The organism is Streptomyces sp. MST-110588 (genome assembly GCF_022695595.1).
Lineage (GTDB): Bacteria > Actinomycetota > Actinomycetes > Streptomycetales > Streptomycetaceae > Streptomyces.
In genome coordinates this window covers 4,611,936-4,624,968 of record NZ_CP074380.1, presented here as the reverse complement: position 1 = coordinate 4,624,968, position 13,033 = coordinate 4,611,936, and the positions used below count along the sequence as shown (strand labels likewise).

Genomic DNA, 13,033 nt, shown 5'->3' with positions numbered 1-13,033 from the left:
CGGAGACGGGGGACTCCGAACACCCGGGAGAAGGGGATTCCACGCGCGGTCGCAACGGGGGATGGCCAACCGCGCCGGAGTCCCGGCTCTTGGCGGCGGGGGACGCCCGCCCGGGTCAGTCCCCGATGTTGACGCAGGCGTTACGGATGATCTTCATCCGCTTCGACGTCTCCTTGATGATCTCGCCCACCGACTCCGGCTCACCGCCGGGGTTGATGGTCCGCAGCTCCTTCGCGGCCTTGCGGAGCTTGTCGTCGTTCTTCTCGTCCGCCAGCTTGTCCAGCTCGTCGGCGAGTTCCTTGGCTTCCTTCTTGGCCGTCGCGGTGTCCTTCTTCTCGCCCAGCGAGTTGGACAGCGACATGATCTTCTCGCAGGCGTCGGAGCGGTTGGCGGCCTTCTTCGTGGAGTCGGCGTCGCAGCCGGCCATGCCAAGGCTCAGCGGAACCAGGACGACGGCCGCCAGGACCGCCTTGGTCGCGGGACGCCACCTGCGGCGCGAGGATCGCTTCGGGTCCGGTGCGGCATTCATCGTGCTGCTCTCCTAGGAAAGTCCGTCGGGCGGCCGTCGGGTGACGCTGCCGGTTGCCGTAACGGCCACCGGCCCGTACCCGCCGTATCGGGCACGCTCTGGCCGCGCCGTCTGCATCCATGGTGTCCGCACGGATCGTCCGGGGCAGTACACCGCGTACCCGAACCGGGGTGGAGCCTGCACCACCATCGCGGGTTCAGTGAGCTGTGGCAGCCCCGACACCCCTGCTCACCAGGGAAGTTGCGTCCAGCCTTAAAGACCTGCCGCCGCCCGGCACCGCGATGACAGCATGCGGCGGACCGCCACCCCCCACGCGCGGGCCGCGCGGGCTGGTCCGCGGCCCCGTGCCGGCCACGGCCGGCGGACCGGCCCGGGCGAGGTGCTCGCCGCTCCCCGTACCGACGTCGAAAGGTGACCCACGTGCCCGCGAACCAGCGTCCCACCCAACGCCCCGCCCCCCGCTGGGCGGTGGCCCGCCCGGCCCGGCCCGCGGCGGAGCTGCGGCTGCTGTGCTTCCCGTACGCGGGCGGCGGGTCCAGCATCTTCCGCGGCTGGAGCGCGCTGCTGGACGAGCGGGTCGAGGTCTGCCCGGTGCTGCTGCCCGGCCGTGAGGAGCGGTTCAGCGAGCCGCCGATGACGCGCATGGAGGAGCTGGTGCCGCTGCTCGCGCGGAACCTGGCGGGCTGGTTCGACAAGCCCTTCGCCCTGTTCGGGCACAGCCTGGGCGGCGGGATCGCCTTCGCACTGGCCCGGTACCTGTGCGAGAACGGGCTGCCGCGGCCCGCGCACGTCTTCCTGTCCGGCTGCGTCCCGCACCCCGCCAAGAGCCGGCGGCACCTGCTGCCGGACGCCGGACTGCTGGCGGAGATCCGGGACATGAACGGCGCCCCGCCGGAGTTCCTGAACAACCCCGAGCTGATCGAGCTGCTGCTGCCGATGATGCGGGCGGACTTCGAACTGGCGCAGAGCGGCCTGCCGGAGCCGGGCGAAATGCTTGCACTGCCGGTGACCGCGTTCGCCGGGACCTCGGACCCCGAGGCCGCCCACCACCACGTCAAGGAGTGGGCACAGCACGTCAGCGGGCCGTTCGAGAGCTACGAGCTGCCCGGGGACCACTTCTTCCTGCACGACGCCGGGCCGCTGCTGGGAATCGTCGACCGGGTGCTCAGCACGGTCCCAGGCGGGCGGAACGCTCCAGGCACTCGCTGATCCGGTCGGGGCCGGCGTCGGCGACCATGTCGACGACGGCCCCGCCGTGCAGGAACACCACGGCGTCCGCGCAGGCGGCGGCGGCCGGTTCCGTCGTGGTCATCACGGCCGCGACGCCCGGGCGCTGCACCGCCCGGCGCAGCGCGGCGCCGACCTCCTCGCCGCCCTCGTCGACCAGCAGCAGCCGCGGGTGGCGGCCGGGCAGGGTCTCCTCGCCCGGGCCGGTCCCGTCCGCCCCGAGCCATTCCACGACGGTCCCACGGGCCTCCGGCGTCCCATGGCGCACACCGCCCGAGGACGGCTGGATCTCGCCGGACAGACACTTCAGCAGGGTCGTCTTACCGGGCCGGTCCTCACCCATTACGGCGAGGAAGACCCCGGAGTTCACGGCCAGGCTGACATTCCGCAGCGCGCACACGGCCCGCGACCCGGACTCGTATATTTTTGTTACGTTTTCAAGGGTGACGATTTCAGACGCGCGGTCGATCAGGTCGGTCGACGTCACGTGGCTCATCGATACCCTCTCCTATATTGCGGCGAAATGACCCGCACCCTTTCCCTACTGACGCGTCACATACAGCAAGATACCTATACCGAGCAGCCCCGAACAGGGGTGCCCGCAAGAGGGCGGCAGGTACAGCTAACTATCCAAAGGCGGTAGTGCAAGCACCCTCCGTCGACCGCGTGGCCCTAACGCAGGATCGCGGAAGAGGAACCGTCCGGCAATGAAACCAACCCGAACGCGCGGCAGTGCGCCACTAATGATCACGTAGTGAGACGCGATCGCGTTCCACGTGTCCGGTTTCATTCCTGTCACGCCCGGGCCGCGACACCGGTGACGGGGGCCGTACGGGGCGGTTGCCAGCGTGTGCACAGTGGGAAGTACAGGGGGGTACGGGACACCGGGACACGGCCGCCAAGACCCCGCGAACCCTTGTCCGGGGCGGTTTTCACAAGGCTTCCCCGAGCGGAGGAGCGGCTTCGCGCCCTGCGAAGACGTACCCGCCGTACGGGAGTTGGAGGAGACAGAACCGACCCGTCGGAATGAGATGACCGTGGCCAATGTCTCACCGCCACACATGCCCCTTACGTACGCGTACGCATCCGCCGCGACCCGCCGCACGCCTGCCGGCACACGATGGCCGGGCGCACAGGGCGCCGCCCGCGGGGAAGGATGCACACCCGGCCGGGGACGTCACCCGCTACACTGTCCGGATGGCACGGCCGCAGCCGTGCTTTTCCTTCGGACCGTACGCGCAGTTCATCCGCGTACGGCTTTCCGCGTCGAGGGATGCGCCCATAGACGAAACGGGTGCCCGGTTCCGACCCTCAGGTCGCTTTTCCGGCCGACGGGAATCACCGACCGCTTGCAGACCCACTCTCGACTGCATTGCGCAACATTGCCGCAACCGACGGCCATCACCGCACGGAGCACATACCTCTTCATTTCCCTGACTTCCCTTTCCGGCACCGGAAGCGAGAAACTCAAAACCCGCCCGCCATGGACGAAACGGGTAATGCCGGACTCCTCCGGGTGTAGGAGCAGGACGAGCCGTTCCCGCGCTCTTTCGACTCATTGCCGACCTGCTCCGGCGTCAGGAAGTAGCACGGGCGCATTGGTTCAGCGATCCCACTCATCACGGCCCGGCCCCCCACGCGTCCCGGAACATACCGTGCTTCGCAGAACAGCCTCCTTGCTCCTTGGATGCCGCCGCGGCTCGTCCTGTCAGAACGAATCCGCACGGGCGGTCGTCGGCGTGGGTGAACAGCCGGACGTGCAGATGGGGGGCCAATCTCGGCCAGTTCCGCAGCGGTTTCCAGCCCGCCCAGCCCTGCACCGACCATCACGACCGCACCTCCGCCGCGCCCGGCCGCCCGCCGCGTACATCAGGGCGTCGTAACCGATCGATGGAACCGCGCCGTCCGTATGCACGGTCCTTCCCATGGTGTCGACCGCACTCACCCGGCCGACGACCAGCCGACCCGAGATACCGCTGAGCTGTGCAGCGGATCTGCTCGTGGCGACCGCCCAGACGGTATACAGGGCGTTCACCACCAGCCGGACCACCGCACCGGCCGACCGCTCCAGCAGCCGGGGCCGGTCCGGCTCGATTCGACTGCCGCCCTGGCCGCAGCCACCGCAGGCTTCGCCGACCAGGTCCACCTCACCCGTACCGCTCAGGACTTCCTCGGACGTACACCCGCCTCTCTACGGCGCACCGAAGCCAACGCCCCGTAAGAGGCAGCCCGCACAATCGGGGTGCCACACCGCGCCGGCCGGACGGGTGGCGTCATCCGCTGCCGCGTGCGGCCAGACAACCGCGAGCGAGGCGAGGCCGAACCCGAACAACCGGTCGATACCGAAAGAGATCACGCCGCCGACACCCCCGCGAGCGGGTCACCGGGCGACGGCCACCGACTACACCGCCTGCAGCCCGCCGCACCTCGACAGACCGACCGCGCTTCACCTGGGATAAACCAACAGAACACCCGTAACCCCCAGAAAGCACACCAAACGTACCAGCCGCCATCCCAACCGATCGCGCGCCTTCGTCAAAAGCGCCCCTGACCTGCCCCAATCCTCCGAGTACCAGGTCTGACACCGCCAGCCGGCATCCGGAGCGCACGGCGGCACACACATCCGCTACCCTGGCAGCGGCCAGCCGGAGCCCCGCCGCAGCCACGCTCACCCATCCCAGGAGAGCCTGGCGCGGACCGTCTGACCAGAGGGTTTGCGTAAGCCGCCCGAAGCTCGCCCGCCGAGTTTTCGACAAGGCGTTTTGCCGGCCCCGGCCTCCGTAGCTCAGGGGATAGAGCACCGCTCTCCTAAAGCGGGTGTCGCAGGTTCGAATCCTGCCGGGGGCACGATAAAGCGCCAGACAATTGGACAAAACACCCCTCCGCGAATACCGCGGAGGGGTGTTTTTTACCCGCCACGGGAACCTGATGGGGACGGCGCGATGAGTAACGTCAGCACTCGCGTAGCAACATGTACTACATGGAGACCACGGCCCGGGAGTTCAACCAGAAGTCCTCCCAGATCCTCGCCGCAGCAGCCCGCGGCGAGACCGTCACCGTCACCAAGAACGGGGCCCCCGTCGCACGGGTCGTCCCGATAAGCGACACGGATGTGCCCCCGTACCCGACCGACGCCATGGGCAACCTCGACCTCCCCGAACTCGGCCTGCCCGACCTCACCGACGACGAGATCGAGGACACCCTCAAGGGGATGGGCGCGTGAGCCTGGTTGCCGTCGCCGGCACCAACGGCCTGTACCGCCTGCTCGACCCAAAACTCACCGGCCACCAGGAACACAAGAAGGCCCTGGCAGCAACCAGCCACCTCATCATCTCCCCCATGGTCCTGGCCGAACTGGACTACCTGATCTCGACCCGTGCCGGAGCCCAGAAGGCCCTGATCGCTGCGCGCTTCATCGAGCGTAACGTCGCAACCCGACGCTTCGAGGTGCCCTCCGTCAGCACTCACCTGAGCGCGGCGATCGCGGTCGCCGAAGGCTACGCGGACGCTGACGGCGGCAAAGGCATCGGCCTCACAGACGCCATGAACGTCGCCCTCGCCGCCGCCTACCGCACCGACGCCCTACTCACCACCGACCACCACTTCCGCATGGTCCGGCCTCTGACCGGCCACCCGGCATTCCGGCTCCTACCCGAAGATCTGTAGTCACAGCGGCCTTGGCGGGGGCCCATCGCGATGGCGAGCACGAAGGCCGCGTAGAGCGTGTCGTCATGGGAAGCTGCGAGAAACCCGTTCGGATCAGGCGGCGGGCATGGTCGCTGATGTCGAGCTGGACGCGTGCGGCGAGGAACTTCAGCGGGCGGTCGAGGGCTCCGGTCGCGGTCTCGGCGCCCTTGTGGCGTACTTGGCGATGTACAAGGCCACGGCCCGTTCGGTCAGCTCCTGGCCGTCGTCGAAGGCGGCCGAGCGGATGGTGCGTACGTGAGCTGGCGGCCGAAGGTGAAGACGTGTGCCCGGCCGTCGATGACCGGGCCGTCCACGCGGGCGGCCGTGGCCGCCTGGATGGCGTCGGCGAGTAATGCGGCGGTGGCCCAGGGGGGTGGCGGGGTGTCGCTGCCGGTGGGGCCGTCGAGGCGGATGATGGCGTGGAGGCGGACGGCACCGCGCTTCTCGTACTCGGCGACCTTGGCGAAGGACACCCGGGCGTACTGCCGGAACGCGCGTTGGGTGAGGCCGGCGCGCTTGGCGACCTTCCGCCGCAGGTAGATGGAGAAGCGCCGCCAGAGGGCACCTGCGTGCGCGCTCCAGAGGACGGCGGCTTCGTAGTGGGCCCGGATCGGGCTTCGGGGTCCGCGGGGGCGTAGTGCGGGAGTTGTCCACAGGGCCAGCGGGGTGGGGGCGGAACTCGTACGCTTCAGGGATGAGGCAGGCGGACGTGGAAGTGGTCGAGGGCATGGATGCAGACGACGGGGTGGACGGGGCCCGGGCGGGTGGCGCGGTGGAGGTGCTGCGCCGGGTCTTTGGTTATGACGCCTTCCGTGGCAGTCAGCAGGAGATCATCGAGCACGTCATAGGCGGTGGGGACGCCGTCGTCCTGATGCCGACCGGCGGCGGCAAGTCGCTGTGCTACCAGATCCCGGCGCTGGTGCGGCCCGGCGTCGGGGTGGTGGTCTCCCCCCTGATCGCCCTCATGCAGGACCAGGTCGACGCGCTGCGCGCGCTGGGCGTACGGGCCGGGTTCCTGAACTCCACACAGGACCTCGAAGAGCGGCGCCTGGTGGAGGCCGAATTCCTCGCCGGGGAGCTGGACCTGCTGTACCTGGCGCCGGAGCGGCTGCGGGTGGAGCAGACGCTGAGCCTGCTGGACCGGGGGAAGGTCGCGCTCTTCGCGATCGACGAAGCACACTGCGTGGCCCAGTGGGGACACGACTTCCGGCCCGACTACCTGGCCCTGTCGATGCTGCACGAGCGCTGGCCGGACGTACCGCGGATCGCGCTGACCGCCACCGCCACCGACGCCACCCACGCCGAGATCACCACGCGGCTGCGCATGCAGGACGCCCGGCACTTCGTCGCCAGCTTCGACCGGCCCAACATCCAGTACCGCATCGAGGCGAAGAACGACCCCAAGCGGCAGTTGCTGGAGCTGCTGCGCACCGAGCACCCCGGTGACGCGGGCATCGTCTACTGCCTGTCGCGGGCGTCCGTGGAGAAGACCGCGGAGTTCCTGGTGCGCAACGGCATCCCCGCCGTCCCGTACCACGCCGGGCTGGACTCCCGTACGCGCGCCGCGCACCAGGCGCGGTTCCTGCGCGAGGACGGCCTGGTCGTGGTCGCCACGATCGCGTTCGGCATGGGCATCGACAAGCCGGACGTACGCTTCGTGGCCCACCTGGACCTGCCGAAGTCCGTGGAGGGGTACTACCAGGAGACCGGACGCGCGGGCCGGGACGGCCGTCCGTCCACCGCCTGGCTGGCGTACGGCCTTCAGGACGTCGTACAGCAGCGGAAGATGATCGACGGCTCGGAGGGCGACGACACCCACCGGCGGCGGCTGTCCGCGCACCTGGACGCGATGCTCGCGCTGTGCGAGACGGTCCAGTGCCGGCGGGTGCGGCTGCTGGCCTACTTCGGGCAGCAGTCCACAGCCTGCGGCAACTGCGACACGTGCCTGGCACCGCCGCAGACCTGGGACGGCACGGTCGCCGCACAGAAACTGCTGTCGACGGTGGTGCGGCTGCAGCGGGAGCGCGGACAGAAGTTCGGCGCCGGACAGATCATCGACATCCTGCTGGGCCGCAAGACCGCCAAGGTCATCCAGTTCGACCATGATGCGCTGAGCGTCTTCGGCATCGGCGAGGACCTGCGCGAGGCCGAATGGCGGGGCGTGGTCCGTCAGTTGCTCGCCCAGGGCCTCCTGGCGGTTGAGGGTGACTACGGCACGCTGGTGCTCACCGAAGCCAGCGGCGAGGTGCTGCGCGGCACCCGCCAGGTGCCGATGCGGCGCGAGCCGGAGAAGCCGGCCCGCGCCGCCAAGGCGGCCAAGGCCGCCAAGGAGCGCCGCTCGGTGCCCGCCGACCTCCCCGAGGAGGACCGGCCGCTGTTCGAGGCGCTCCGCGCCTGGCGCGCCCGTACCGCCAAGGAGCAGGGCGTACCCGCGTACGTGATCTTCCACGACGCCACGCTCCGGGAGATCGCCACCGCCCGGCCGGCCGACGTCTCCGCCCTCGCCACGGTCAACGGGGTGGGCGAGAACAAACTGGCGAAGTACGGCGCCCAGATCCTGGCCGTGCTCGTGGACGAGGGGGACGGGGAAGGGAACGGGGAGCCGGCCCGGGACGGCGCGGCGGCCCCGGACGCCGGGGTGGACGTGAGCGCGGCCGTGACCGGGGGTGGGGCCGGGGCAGCGGACGCGGGGGATCCGTGGGACTCCTGGGAGATGGTGGAGCCGGAGGATTCGGAGGATCTCGAAGATCGTGGAGAGGCGACAGTGGCAGCGGGCGCCCTTGCGAGTGACAAAACGTGACACAAAGCGCTTATGCCGCCGTAGCCCCTCCGCGCCGTGACACGACCGACAGAAGAGGTAGCGCCGACTGTTACACAACCTACCGATCGCCGTGAAGGACGCTCCGTAGCGTGTGCCGGGTCATCGACCTGAGGCCGGGTCCGCCCACGCGACCCACGAGGAGGAGTAGTCCATGCGAGCCGAGCGCCGCACCGTGTTCCGTACCGCTGCCGTGACCACCGGCGCACTCGCCGCCCTGCTGCTCCCGGCGGTCGGCGCGTTCGCCGACGGCACCGGCGCCGACGGCCCGGCCCACACGACCGGCACCACCGAGCGGGCGGCCGGGCGGCAGTCCGTCCTGCTGCCTCCCGGCGGCCTCGCCGACCTCGCCGACAAGGCCGTCCACCTCCCCGCGGGCGCCGGGATCGCCGTCGCCGTCGGTGCCGCCGGCGTCACGGGCCTGGGCATCACCCGCCACCGCCGCCGTCAGGCCGGCACCGCCTGACGATCCACACCCTGCGTGATGGCCCCGTGACGGTGCCGCCCATAATGATCATGGGTGAACCTCATCGCTGAAAGGCTGTTCTCATGCGGGTCAAGGCTTTCGATCACCTCGTCCTCAATGTGCGGGACGTGGAACGGACTCTGGAGTTCTACTGCGGGCCTCTCGGCCTGGAGCCGGTCCGGGTGGAGGAGTGGCGGGCCGGAAAGGTGCCCTTCCCCTCGGTACGGGTCAGCCCGACCACGATCATCGACCTGGTCAGCCGGTCCCGTAACGGCTCCAACGTGGACCACATCTGCCTGGTCGTCGACCCGCTGGACTGGCAGCAGGTCAAGGAGTCGGGCACCTTCCCCGACATGGAGGGCCCGTTCGACAACTTCGGCGCCCGGGGCCAGGCCCAGTCGGTCTACGTACGGGACCCGGACGGCAACACCGTGGAACTGCGCTGGTACCCGCAGGACGCCGAGACCGGCACCGGCACCGGCATAGACACCGGTACCGGGGCGTAGCCTCTCGGGCCTCCTGGCCGTGCCGCCGCAGGCAGAGGTCGCCTTACGGCCCTGCCGTCCGTGCCGCGGACGAGTCCGCGGCACGGGACCTGATCAACGCCGACCGGCTGCCGGGACAACCCCGAGCGACCGCCGCCATGCTCGCCGAGGCTCTCGCCGGCCGCTCCCGGGCCGACACCGACTGGTGGGGCGGGCTCGACCCGCCGACGACGGACGTGGTCACCAGCCCGGGCGGCGAGATGCCGGCCCGCGCGGTAGTTGATCAGGGACTCGGCCGACGCCCTCGTATGAGGCGGATCGTCGCGTACGCATAGCCTGCGGTCATGAGCGACTCGACGGACACGGCCGGGAACAGGCCCCGTACCGACACCCACACCCACACCCACACCCGTTCCCAGACGCACCCCCACCCCCAGACGCATACCCATCCCCGCACCCGTACGCTGTGGCGTCCCACCGGTCCCGAGGAACTCGCCCTGGTCGCCGCCTCCGACTGGCGTGCCTGGCCGCCGCGCCTGCCCGACCAGCCGATCTTCTACCCCGTACTCAACGAGGACTACGCGATACGCATCGCCCGCGACTGGAACGTCCCAGCCTCCGGCATCGGTCATGTCACCCGCTTCGAGGTCGAGGCGGACTTCCTGGAGCGCTACCCGGTGCGGCAGGCGGGCGGCGAGACCATCCTCGAACTCTGGGTGCCGGCCGAGGAACTGGAGGAGTTCAACCGGCATATCGTCGGCCGCATCGAGGTCGTACACACCTTCCGCCCCCAGCAGTCATGACGTCGGCCCCGGTCCCGGCACCCACTCCGGTCCCGGCACCCACTCCGGCCCCAACTCCGGTCCCGGCCCCAACTCCCGTTCCGGCACCGCTCCCCGTTCTGCTGACCTCCGCACAGGGCACCAGCACCGGCGTCCTGCTGGCCGAGGCAGCCGCCCGGCGCGGCCTGGAGACGGCCGTACTGACCGGCCCGGACACGGTGGCCGCGCTCGCCGGGCGGCCGGTCCACTGGTACGGCGGGCCGCGCGTGGCCGACCGGGTCGCCGGGCCGCTCTCCCTGGGCCTGCTGGAGCCGCCGGACGACTGGCTGGCCGGGCTGCCCGCCGAACTGACCGGCCGCCGGATCGAACTGACCACTCACGCCGAGGCGGCCCGGCGGCCCGGACCGTTCTTCGCCAAGCCGCCGAGCGACAAGTCTTTCCCGCCGGGCGTACGCGCGCGGGGCGCGGAGCTGCCGCCCGCCCCGCCCGGCACCCCCGTCCTGCTGTCCGAGGTCGTCACCTTCACCGCCGAGTACCGGCTGTACCTCCTGGACGGCGCGCTCGTGACCGGCAGCCGGTACGCCGTCCACGGCGCCCTCGACGTGGCCCCTCTCCGACCCGGTGAGGACCCGCACACCGGAGCCGTACGGGACTTCGCCGACCGTCTTCTCGCGTCGGCCGGGCTGCCCAGCGCGGCGGCGGTCGATATCGGGCGGCCGGCGGACGGCCGGTGGGCCGTGGTGGAGGCCAACATGCCGTGGTTCGCGCACAGTTACGCCGCCGACCCGGACGCCGTGCTGGAGGTCGTGCTGCGCGCGGCGGGTCCGTACGAGCGTGTACGGCCCGCCGACCGTCCGTACCTCCGTGCAGGACGTACCCCTCACGCAGGACATATCACCGTAAAGGACGCGCCTTTGGGCAACTGACGACCGGCGGTTGACCGCGACCGCGCCGGCCCGCCACAGGACCCGAGCCCACCACGGGCCACAACAGCCACCACAGGCCCGCCACCAGGCCCGCCATCAGGCCCGCTACGGGCAGGCCGTCCCGCGCGGCAGCCGGTACGGCGCCGCCAGCCGGTACGTGCCCGCGTGCGGGGCGCGCAGGAACGTCCACTCGTCGGCTGGCCGGTCGCCCGGCCCGTCCCCGGCCGGCACGGGTCCGGCCTTCGTCAGGCAGCCGTCGCGGTTGACCGCCGGCGCGCCGTCCGGGCCCGGCCGCGGCGGTTCCACAGCCCGGCCGTGCGCGTCGACCAGGCCCAGCCACGGCGAGTACGGGACCCGGATCAGCACCTCGCCGGGCTTGCCGACGGTGACCGTCAGCCCGCCCGCGTCCGTACGGGCCACCATTGCGGGCGGCTCCGCCAGCGGCACCGGGTCCTTGACCCGGAAGATCTTCCAGTGCCGGTCCGACCACACCTCGGAGAGGTACGGCTGTCCGCCGGCGACCAACTCGGCTTCCTGCACCGCCGCCATGTCCGGCGCCTCCGACGCCAGCACCACATAGCGCACCGACCACCGCTTCAGCCACGCGTGGTAGGTCGCGGGGGACAGTGACTTGTCGTAGAAGACAGGGTTGCGGTCCACGTCTGCCTGCCGGTTCCAGCCGCGCGCCAGATTGACGTACGGCGCCAGCGCGGACGCCTCGCGGTGGCTGCGTACGGGGACCACCTCGACCCGGCCCTGCCGGGCGTCCGGCAGGGCGCGCAAGCGGTCCGTCAGCGGCGTCAGTTCGTGGGTCCAGATCGCTGCGGGCCGCATGTAGACGATGTCCTCGCCGACCTTGTAGCCCTGCCACACGGTCGCCGTCACCAGGGCGAGAACCAGCGCGACCCACCGCCGGGCCCCGCGCCGGGCGTCCGGCAGGGCGGCGATCAGCGCGATGCCGCCGAAGAACAGCCCGAGCCGGGTGACGTTGGTGCCGACCTGCGAGGGGATCGCCCAGGTCGCCAGCACCCCGGCGGCGTACACCAGGGCGCCGACGCGGACCGTACGCCACTGCACGGGCACCAGCAGATACACCGCCACGCTGACGATCACCGGCTGTACCGCCGATATGAACCCCATCGGCTGCGTGCCGGAGAAGGGGAACAGCCAGGCCGCCGGCCCGACCACCACGGCGGGCGGCAGCGCCAGCGCGAACGCGGCCGTCCACCGCTTCGTCAGGAGCAGCGCACCGGCCACCACCCACAGGAACAGGCCCGCCACCGGGCTCGCCGCGGTCGCCAGGGCGGCGAGCAGCGCCGCCGCGGCGCCGCGCGCGAGCCGGTGCGCACGGCGGCCCGTACGCCACCGCCGGGGCCAGGCGAAGACCACCGCCACCGCGCCCAGCGCGAACATCTGACCCAGCCCGTACGTCACCCGGCCCGAGATCGCGTTGCAGGTCAGCGCCGCCACCCCGTACAGCGCGGGCGCCAGTGGGCGGCGCACCGCGCGGCTGCGTACGAGGATCAGCGCCAGCAGCCCCGCCGAGACCGTGCCGGCGACCACCATCGTCGTCCGCACACCGAGCAGCGCCATCAGGTACGGCGTGAAGACGCTGTACGAGACGGGGTGCATACCGCCGAACCAGGAGAGGTTGTACGCCAAGCCGGGGTGCCGGGCGGCGAACTCGGCCCAGGCGTCCTGCGCGGCCAGGTCGCCGCCGCTGTGGGCGAGGGTGAAGACCCACAGGACGTGCAGTACCGCCGCCGTCAGCAGCGCGGCGGGGACCGGCCGCGCGAGCGTCCGCGCGATGCGGCGCAGGCGCCCGGGGCGGCGCGGCCCTCCTGGCGGGTGCGCGGGGCCGGGGGCCGCCATCTGGGGCCCCTCGGACGCATCGGACGCATCGGAGGCGCCTGACGCGTTGAATGCGTCGGACGCTCCGGATTCCTTGGACGCAGGGGACGCGTCGAATGCCTCAGGCATCCCGGATGCCTCGACTTTCTTGGGTATTCGCCCGGCGGACTTCTCGGAGCGGGACGGCTCCACGGTGGTCACGGTGCCTCTTTCCGTCTGCGGCGGTGGCCTGGCACGCGGGTCTCCGGTCGGCCCGCCGTGC

Annotated in this window: 12 protein-coding genes, 1 tRNA gene and 1 pseudogene; 10 read left to right on the top strand and 4 right to left on the bottom strand. The window is 71.0% G+C overall.

Annotated elements, in window-relative coordinates; all coding sequences use genetic code 11:
* Positions 1-115: 115 nt before the first annotated feature.
* Positions 116-529, bottom strand: coding sequence for a hypothetical protein (locus KGS77_RS20395; RefSeq protein ID WP_242583921.1), 414 nt, complete (start codon positions 527-529; stop codon positions 116-118).
* A 420-nt stretch (positions 530-949) separates the two neighbouring features.
* Here KGS77_RS20395 and KGS77_RS20390 point away from each other — a divergent pair, with 420 nt between their 5' ends.
* Complete coding sequence (locus KGS77_RS20390; protein ID WP_242583920.1) at positions 950-1,738, top strand: alpha/beta fold hydrolase; 789 nt, start codon at positions 950-952, stop codon at positions 1,736-1,738.
* Here the strand turns inward: KGS77_RS20390 and KGS77_RS20385 are convergent.
* A complete protein-coding gene (locus KGS77_RS20385) occupies positions 1,695-2,252 on the bottom strand; it encodes an ATP-binding cassette domain-containing protein (protein WP_242583917.1) in 558 nt (185 codons plus the stop codon). The genes KGS77_RS20390 and KGS77_RS20385 overlap by 44 nt on opposite strands.
* Before the next feature lie 2,278 nt (positions 2,253-4,530).
* Here KGS77_RS20385 and KGS77_RS20380 point away from each other — a divergent pair.
* The 3 genes from KGS77_RS20380 to KGS77_RS20370 all read left to right on the top strand — a co-directional run bounded on the left by KGS77_RS20380 (position 4,531) and on the right by KGS77_RS20370 (position 5,422).
* A tRNA-Arg gene (locus tag KGS77_RS20380) sits at positions 4,531-4,603 on the top strand.
* Between the two features lie 133 nt (positions 4,604-4,736).
* On the top strand, positions 4,737-4,979 hold the full coding sequence (locus KGS77_RS20375; RefSeq protein WP_242583915.1) for a type II toxin-antitoxin system prevent-host-death family antitoxin: 243 nt from the start codon (positions 4,737-4,739) through the stop codon (positions 4,977-4,979).
* Entirely contained in the window at positions 4,976-5,422 is a 447-nt protein-coding gene (locus tag KGS77_RS20370; protein WP_242583912.1) for a PIN domain-containing protein, read from the top strand. Before KGS77_RS20375 ends, KGS77_RS20370 begins: the two co-directional genes overlap by 4 nt.
* A gap of 79 nt (positions 5,423-5,501) precedes the next feature.
* Here the strand turns inward: KGS77_RS20370 and KGS77_RS20365 are convergent.
* Positions 5,502-6,042: pseudogene (locus KGS77_RS20365) on the bottom strand (replication initiator); the annotation flags it as partial.
* Positions 6,043-6,170: 128 nt separating this feature from the next.
* Here KGS77_RS20365 and recQ point away from each other — a divergent pair.
* From recQ to KGS77_RS20335, 6 genes are all read left to right on the top strand, one after another.
* Complete coding sequence (gene recQ, locus KGS77_RS20360) at positions 6,171-8,243, top strand: DNA helicase RecQ (protein WP_242587582.1); 2,073 nt, start codon at positions 6,171-6,173, stop codon at positions 8,241-8,243.
* 172 nt (positions 8,244-8,415) lie between these two features.
* Complete coding sequence (locus tag KGS77_RS20355) at positions 8,416-8,727, top strand: hypothetical protein (RefSeq protein WP_242583911.1); 312 nt, start codon at positions 8,416-8,418, stop codon at positions 8,725-8,727.
* Positions 8,728-8,810: 83 nt separating this feature from the next.
* Complete coding sequence (locus tag KGS77_RS20350) at positions 8,811-9,233, top strand: VOC family protein (RefSeq protein ID WP_242583910.1); 423 nt, start codon at positions 8,811-8,813, stop codon at positions 9,231-9,233.
* A 137-nt stretch (positions 9,234-9,370) separates the two neighbouring features.
* Complete coding sequence (locus KGS77_RS20345; RefSeq protein ID WP_242583909.1) at positions 9,371-9,547, top strand: hypothetical protein; 177 nt, start codon at positions 9,371-9,373, stop codon at positions 9,545-9,547.
* A 129-nt stretch (positions 9,548-9,676) separates the two neighbouring features.
* Positions 9,677-10,015 carry a hypothetical protein gene (locus tag KGS77_RS20340; protein ID WP_242587581.1) on the top strand — a complete coding sequence of 113 codons (339 nt, stop codon included), beginning with the start codon at positions 9,677-9,679 and terminating at the stop codon, positions 10,013-10,015.
* Entirely contained in the window at positions 10,012-10,920 is a 909-nt protein-coding gene (locus KGS77_RS20335; RefSeq protein ID WP_242583908.1) for an ATP-grasp domain-containing protein, read from the top strand. The genes KGS77_RS20340 and KGS77_RS20335 overlap by 4 nt, the downstream gene beginning before the upstream one ends.
* A 105-nt stretch (positions 10,921-11,025) precedes the next feature.
* Here KGS77_RS20335 and KGS77_RS20330 read toward each other — a convergent pair whose 3' ends face one another.
* On the bottom strand, positions 11,026-12,972 hold the full coding sequence (locus KGS77_RS20330; RefSeq protein WP_242583902.1) for an MFS transporter: 1,947 nt from the start codon (positions 12,970-12,972) through the stop codon (positions 11,026-11,028).
* Positions 12,973-13,033: the final 61 nt, after the last annotated feature.

Bases quoted from the DNA above. Each gene is read 5' to 3' on its own strand.
- KGS77_RS20395 (WP_242583921.1), bottom strand. From the start codon at position 529: ATGAATGCCGCACCGGACCCGAAGCGATCCTCGCGCCGCAGGTGGCGT.
- KGS77_RS20385 (WP_242583917.1), bottom strand. From the start codon at position 2,252: ATGAGCCACGTGACGTCGACCGACCTGATCGACCGCGCGTCTGAAATC.
- KGS77_RS20375 (WP_242583915.1), top strand. From the start codon at position 4,737: ATGGAGACCACGGCCCGGGAGTTCAACCAGAAGTCCTCCCAGATCCTC.
- recQ (WP_242587582.1), top strand. From the start codon at position 6,171: ATGGATGCAGACGACGGGGTGGACGGGGCCCGGGCGGGTGGCGCGGTG.
- KGS77_RS20355 (WP_242583911.1), top strand. From the start codon at position 8,416: ATGCGAGCCGAGCGCCGCACCGTGTTCCGTACCGCTGCCGTGACCACC.
- KGS77_RS20350 (WP_242583910.1), top strand. From the start codon at position 8,811: ATGCGGGTCAAGGCTTTCGATCACCTCGTCCTCAATGTGCGGGACGTG.
- KGS77_RS20345 (WP_242583909.1), top strand. From the start codon at position 9,371: ATGCTCGCCGAGGCTCTCGCCGGCCGCTCCCGGGCCGACACCGACTGG.
- KGS77_RS20335 (WP_242583908.1), top strand. From the start codon at position 10,012: ATGACGTCGGCCCCGGTCCCGGCACCCACTCCGGTCCCGGCACCCACT.